The organism is Pseudoalteromonas sp. Z9A5 (assembly GCF_011378875.1).
In the GTDB taxonomy this organism is placed as follows: domain Bacteria; phylum Pseudomonadota; class Gammaproteobacteria; order Enterobacterales; family Alteromonadaceae; genus Pseudoalteromonas.
In genome coordinates, this window is record NZ_WTLC01000007.1 from 115,530 (window position 1) to 121,541 (window position 6,012).

At 38.3% G+C, this 6,012-nt stretch carries 5 protein-coding genes; 4 read left to right on the forward strand and 1 reads right to left on the reverse strand.

Going from position 1 to position 6,012, the window contains the following annotated elements; translation table 11 throughout:
- Positions 1-125: 125 nt before the first annotated feature.
- Together GQR56_RS05830 and GQR56_RS05835 are read left to right on the forward strand one after the other, a co-directional pair.
- The gene (locus tag GQR56_RS05830; protein WP_024611875.1) at positions 126-521 is read left to right on the forward strand and encodes a cytochrome c5 family protein; all 396 of its coding nucleotides are present in this window, start codon (positions 126-128) and stop codon (positions 519-521) included.
- 163 nt (positions 522-684) lie between these two features.
- Positions 685-3,255 (forward strand): diguanylate cyclase, encoded by a 2,571-nt coding sequence (locus tag GQR56_RS05835; protein WP_166109468.1) that lies wholly within the window; start codon positions 685-687, stop codon positions 3,253-3,255.
- A 26-nt stretch (positions 3,256-3,281) separates the two neighbouring features.
- Here GQR56_RS05835 and rep read toward each other — a convergent pair whose 3' ends face one another.
- On the reverse strand, positions 3,282-5,300 hold the full coding sequence (rep, locus tag GQR56_RS05840; RefSeq protein WP_166109469.1) for a DNA helicase Rep: 2,019 nt from the start codon (positions 5,298-5,300) through the stop codon (positions 3,282-3,284).
- 162 nt (positions 5,301-5,462) lie between these two features.
- Here rep and GQR56_RS05845 point away from each other — a divergent pair, with 162 nt between their 5' ends.
- Both GQR56_RS05845 and GQR56_RS05850 read left to right on the forward strand, forming a co-directional pair.
- The gene (locus tag GQR56_RS05845) at positions 5,463-5,726 is read left to right on the forward strand and encodes an accessory factor UbiK family protein (RefSeq protein WP_166109471.1); all 264 of its coding nucleotides are present in this window, start codon (positions 5,463-5,465) and stop codon (positions 5,724-5,726) included.
- Between the two features lie 130 nt (positions 5,727-5,856).
- Positions 5,857-6,012: transposase domain-containing protein (locus GQR56_RS05850; protein WP_206018106.1), on the forward strand; the 156-nt coding region annotated here is incomplete at its 3' end.

Sequence of the window (6,012 nt, forward strand, 5' to 3'; positions counted from 1 at the left end):
AGTCAGTTTTATTAATAAAAACGCCTCTTAGCATTTTATAAATTGCGCCAGAGAGTTATAATCGGTTTAATTTCCGTCATCTATATCGTGATTGATCACGTTCAAATCGAAGTGAGCAAGGCAAAATGAAAAAATTAACAGCTGCAGCATTACTAGTGCTAGCAACCACAGCATACGCACAGCCATATGATAACTCTATGACTGAAGATGCAATTAAAAAACGCCTCGCGCCAGTTGGTGCTGTATACCTTGAAGGCGACAAAGCTGCCGTTGCAGCAGCTCCTACAGGTCCACGTACTGGTGAGCAAGTGTATCAAGGTGCTTGTTTTGCATGTCACGGTACTGGTGCATTAGGCGCGCCTAAATCAGCTGATGATTGGGCTCCACGTATTGCTAAAGGTAAAGATACTTTACTTGAGCATGCACTAAATGGCTTTAATGCTATGCCTCCAAAAGGTACATGTATGGATTGTTCTGACGATGAGATAAGCGCTGCTATCGACTTTATGTCATCTAAATAGGCACAACTTAATATACAAAAAAGGTTTACTACGGTAAGCCTTTTTTAATACCTAAAATAGTGTTTCTAGCCAGTATGATAGTGGGAATATCAACTTGACGATAAGCATTAAAAGTGAAAGTATAAGGCTAATAACTATACAATAATAATAGCCGGTTAAATCATTGGAAGATAAACTCTTAGTATCGAGTAAATTGGCGTATCAAAATAAACGTCTTAAAACGCTACTCAATAAATACAAACAATCACATCACTTACAAAATGCGCTGATACAATTATCAGAGCAAGCAAGTACTGTTGCCGAGCTAACCCTACTTTATCCCGCTATCCACGACATTTTACAAAAATACGTACCAAGTAAAAGTTTTTATGTGGTGCTATTAAATCAGCACAGCCAATCGTTAGAGCTATCTTACTTTTCAGATGAAAAAGACGGTATTGCTGTTGCTCTTAATCAATCAAATAGTTTTGATGAAGGCGCAACTGGCTATGTATTTAAACAAGGTAAAACTACATGCTTTACTAAGCAGCAAATGCAAGATGCAGCTGCAGAAGGTTTATTTAAAGCATTAGGTACTCCAGCAGAGCATTGGGTAGGCGTACCCGTTTACCAAGAACATAATATTATTGGTGTACTAGCAGCCCAAAGTTACGATACAAAACAAGGTTATAGCGCTCAACAAATACAATTACTTGAGTTTATGTCGCTTTATTTAGCAACGGCAATAGAGCGTGTAAAAAAACGTGAGCTCCTTGAATCAGAAGTGAAAATTCGTACCCGTGCACTCACTCAGAGTAACGATGCATTAAACCTTGAAATAGAACAGCGCAAACGTGCGCTTCAACGCCAACAAATTCTATTTAAAATATCTGAAATAGCAACACAAGCTAAAAACCTAGATGACGCTTACTTTAAAATACATGAAATAATAAAAACAATTACTTACGCAGAAAACTTATATATTGCACTTTATGATAAAGAGACTGGCTGGATAAATTTTCCTTATTGCGTAGACGAATTTAAAGAAAATACACAACCAAGACGCTTTGCTAAAGGCTATAGTGAGCTGGTAATAAGCACTGAAGAAACACAGTTAATTCATCCCAGCAGAGCCAAAGAACTAACAACAAGAGGTGTAGTACAACGCTCAGCCCCTGTACCAAAAGAGCAAATGGCGACAAGCTGGTTAGGTGCTCCTCTTAAAACCGCGCAAGGTGTTATTGGTCTTATTGTTTGCCAAGCTTACGACAACAAGCATATATTTAGCCAAGATGATTGCGAGCTAATCACCTTTGTATCGCATCAAATTGCAGCGGTTTTACAAACAAAACTCGCCAATCAAGCTATCGCTAAAAGTCATCAAGAACTCGAATTTAGAGTAAGTGAAAAAACCAAAGAGTTACGCCAAACTAATCTTCACTTACAAATGCAAATAGATGAGCGTAAAAAAATAGAACAACAGCTATATCATGATGCACATCACGACTCGCTAACTAGTTTACCTAATCGTAGCCTATTTTTGACTCAGCTTGAAAAAACCCTACAGCATTATCAGCGCTTCCCTAATCACCACTTTGCAGTGTTATTTATTGATTTGGATAAGTTTAAAGATATAAATGATCAATTGGGTCATCATGCTGGGGATCAATTTTTAATTAATGTTGGCGAGTTATTTTCGCAGTGTATACGCGAACATGATTTACTCGCGCGTTTAGGCGGCGATGAGTTTGTTATTTTATTAACGCATTTAACTGAGCCACAACAAGCAGAAGATGTTGCAAATCGCATTATTGATTTAATGAAAATGCCATTTTGTTTAAAAGGCGCTTCTTTACAAAGTGGTGCTAGTATTGGCATAACCTACTCAAAATTAGATTACACACACACAGACGAAATTATTCGTGATGCTGATGCTGCTATGTATTACGCCAAAAATTCTGGCAAAAATCGTTATGAGTTATTTCATCCCTTACTAACTCAATCAATACCAGAACAAGAGTTGCAAACATTACATCATTTAGATGTACTGCCTATGAGCTTTAGAGGCTCAGAAATTATTACACTCAACGAGCAACATCAATCTGAGTCGTTATTTGAAGCATTTGGTGAACACCCAATACTTGGTTTTACTAGTTTTGATATTTTAAAAAAGTTTGCAGCAGATAAAGAACAGCACATACAAGTAGAACTACAGTTACTGCAACGTGCCTATGCTAAAGCCGTTAACGCAAATATAGCGATGGCATTAGTACCTTGCTCAAGCTTATTGTTAGGGCTGCATGAATTTACTTTGTTTACCGAAGTGCTCAGCAAACAACAAGGCCAAAGCCAACTGTGCTTATTATTTGATGAACAAGAAATTCGCCATGCATGTGCAACACAAATCAAAAATATTAAAAAATTACCACAGCTTGGTTACTCTATCGGGCTCAATAACTTTGCTAAAGATAGATGCGAGCTTAACTTATTGACCGATGTTAACTTTGACTATTTGCTACTAAGCTCAACCTTTAGTAAACGCGTTTTACAACAAGAAAGCTACGATTATCAGCTCCAAGGTGTATTAGCAATTACAAAGCTTAAATCAATAAAAGTAATCGCTAAAGGCCCTTCAATATTAAACTTCAGGGCTTTATTAGATAAACACGGCTTGAACTTTTTTGTTGGTAAACAGCACTCACTTCAAAGTACTGAGCAATCTGTTATACAAAAAAATCAGTCACTACAAAGCTAGCAACAGCCCCTTAACCCACGCTAGCACTACTCAGGCTTTTTGAACATGGCGCGTAAGTTAGCTACTCGCGCTTGGCCTTTTTCCATTCGTTCGGCTTGCGTATTTGGGGCTTTTCTATTTTCAAACGCAAGGTCATCTTGTGGCAACTCTTGTACAAACCGGCTTAGTTCGGTTTGTGAAGTTTCACCAAATTGGCGACGAATTTTAGCATAAGTGAGCGTTAACTCCTGCTGAGCACGTGTAATTCCAACATAAGCAAGTCGACGCTCTTCATCAACGTTATCTTCATCAATACTTACCTGATGCGGAAGCAGCCCCTCTTCCATACCCACCATAAATACGTATGGATACTCTAAGCCTTTTGAAGCATGAAGTGTTGATAAATGCACCGCATCGGTTTCGTCTTCTTCTTCATTACGCTCAAGCATATCGCGAAGGGTTAGCTTACTAACTACCTCTGCTAGTGTCATTGGCTCGTTATCGGCATCACCCGTTAACATATCGGTTATCCAACGATATAGTTCAGATACGTTTTTCATACGCATTTCAGCAGCTTTGGCACTAGGCGATGACTCGTACAAATACGCTTCGTAGTTAATATTTCTCACCAAGTCTTTAACGGCTTCAAGTGTGTCACTACGTACAGCATTATCTGATAATTCAACAACCCAACGTGCAAACCCAGCTAATGCGTTAAAACCACGCCCTTTTAATCTATAACCTAAATCGTTATCAAAGCAGGTGGCAAATAAGCTCATGTGTTTTTCGTTCGCTAGCGTGCCGAGCTTTTCAAGTGTAACCGTGCCTATTTCGCGACGTGGCGTATTTACAATACGTAAAAATGCATTGTCATCGTCTTGATTAACTAACAGGCGTAAATACGCCATAATATCTTTAATTTCTGAACGCGAGAAAAATGACATTCCACCGCTAATTTTATACGGTACACGGTTACTCATTAATGATTTTTCGAAACCGCGCGCCTGATGATTACCTCGATATAAAATCGCGTAATCTTTATAACTAGTACGCTTCATAAACTTGTGCGAAATAATTTCGGCAACTACACGTTCAGATTCATGCTCTTCATCACGACAGCCTATTACTTTAATTGGCTCACCATAACCAAGTTCACTGAATAATTTTTTCTCGATGTCGTGAGGGTTATTTGCTATCAAAATATTAGCGGCTTTTAGTATTCTCCCTGCGCTTCGATAGTTTTGCTCAAGTTTAATTAACCGTAACCCAGGAAAGTCTTTACCTAATAAAACTAAGTTTTGCGGGCGTGCACCACGCCATGAGTAAATTGATTGGTCGTCATCACCTACCACAGTAAAGCGAGCACGTTCACCTACTAGTAATTTAACAAGTTGATATTGGCTAGTATTAGTATCTTGGTACTCATCCACCAGCAAATATTTAAAGCGTTGCTGCCATCGCTCACGTGAAGTGGCGTTATTAGTAAGTAGCAAAGTCGGGATCATAATTAAATCATCAAAATCCAGTGCGTTATATGCACGTAATTGATTTTGGTAACGCGCATATAACTGCGCGAATAATGCTTTTTGTGGCTCGCGAGCTTCGCGTACTGCTTGCTCAGGTAGGATTAATTCATTTTTCCAGCTACCAATTTCCATTTTTAATAGCTTAAGTAAGTCTTTGTCTTTTTTGAGTTCGTCTTCGGTCAAGTCGCCAAGCAATTGGTTGGTATCTTGGTCATCAAATAACGAGAAACCAGGTTTAAAGCCCAGTGTGCTTAGCTCTTTTTTTATTATTTCTAAACCTAGCGTATGAAACGTTGATACCCATAACCCTTTAGCGTCTTGTTTACCAAGTGTTTGTAGTACACGCTCACGCATTTCTTTAGCTGCTTTATTAGTAAAAGTAACCGCCGCAATATTTCGTGCTTTGTACTCACATTTTTTTACCAAATAAGCGATTTTATTAGTAATAACACGAGTTTTACCAGAGCCTGCGCCTGCGAGTACTAAGCATGGACCACTAATATATTTTACCGCTTCATCTTGTTTAGGATTGAGTTTCATAATGACCAAAGAAATTTAAAAGACGCGCAATTTTAACGTAACCATTACAGCGAGCATAGCAATTGCCTTAATTAATTAAGGCAAAGATGATCATGTGTTAAAAACCGTGGGTATAAGGTAATATTAGTTATTATCATTTTAGGCAGCATCGAAGGGACAAATATGATCAATCCAGCAAAACTTGAAGAAATTGCTAAGCAAATTACTAGCAATATGCCACAAGGTGTAAAAAACCTAGCAGACACGCTTGAAGGTAAAACAAAGCAAGTTTTACAAAACAAGCTTGCTGAAATGGATTTTGTGAGCCGTGAAGAATTTGATGTGCAAAGCCAAGTACTTATTCGTACTCGCGAAAAGTTAACTGAACTTGAAGCTAAAGTTGCATTACTTGAGCAACAACTTACAGATAAAACTGACACCGAATAATGCGTTAATATATTAAATAAAAAGGCAGCTTAGGCTTAATGCCGATCAGTTAAGAAATATTTAACGATCCATTGACCGATCTTCTGGTTAGTTTATAAAGGCTTCTGAATTTATTCAGGAGCCTTTTATTTTGCAACTCACTACCGCACTTTCTCTAGCCAATAGCTACGCACCCAATTCAGAAGGCTTAAGTCAGCTGAGTGATTTTTTATGCCCTGAGTTTATCAAACAATGCGCAGAAACAGCTGGTGTCGCGACGATAAGAAAAAGAAGGCTTCCTGTTGAG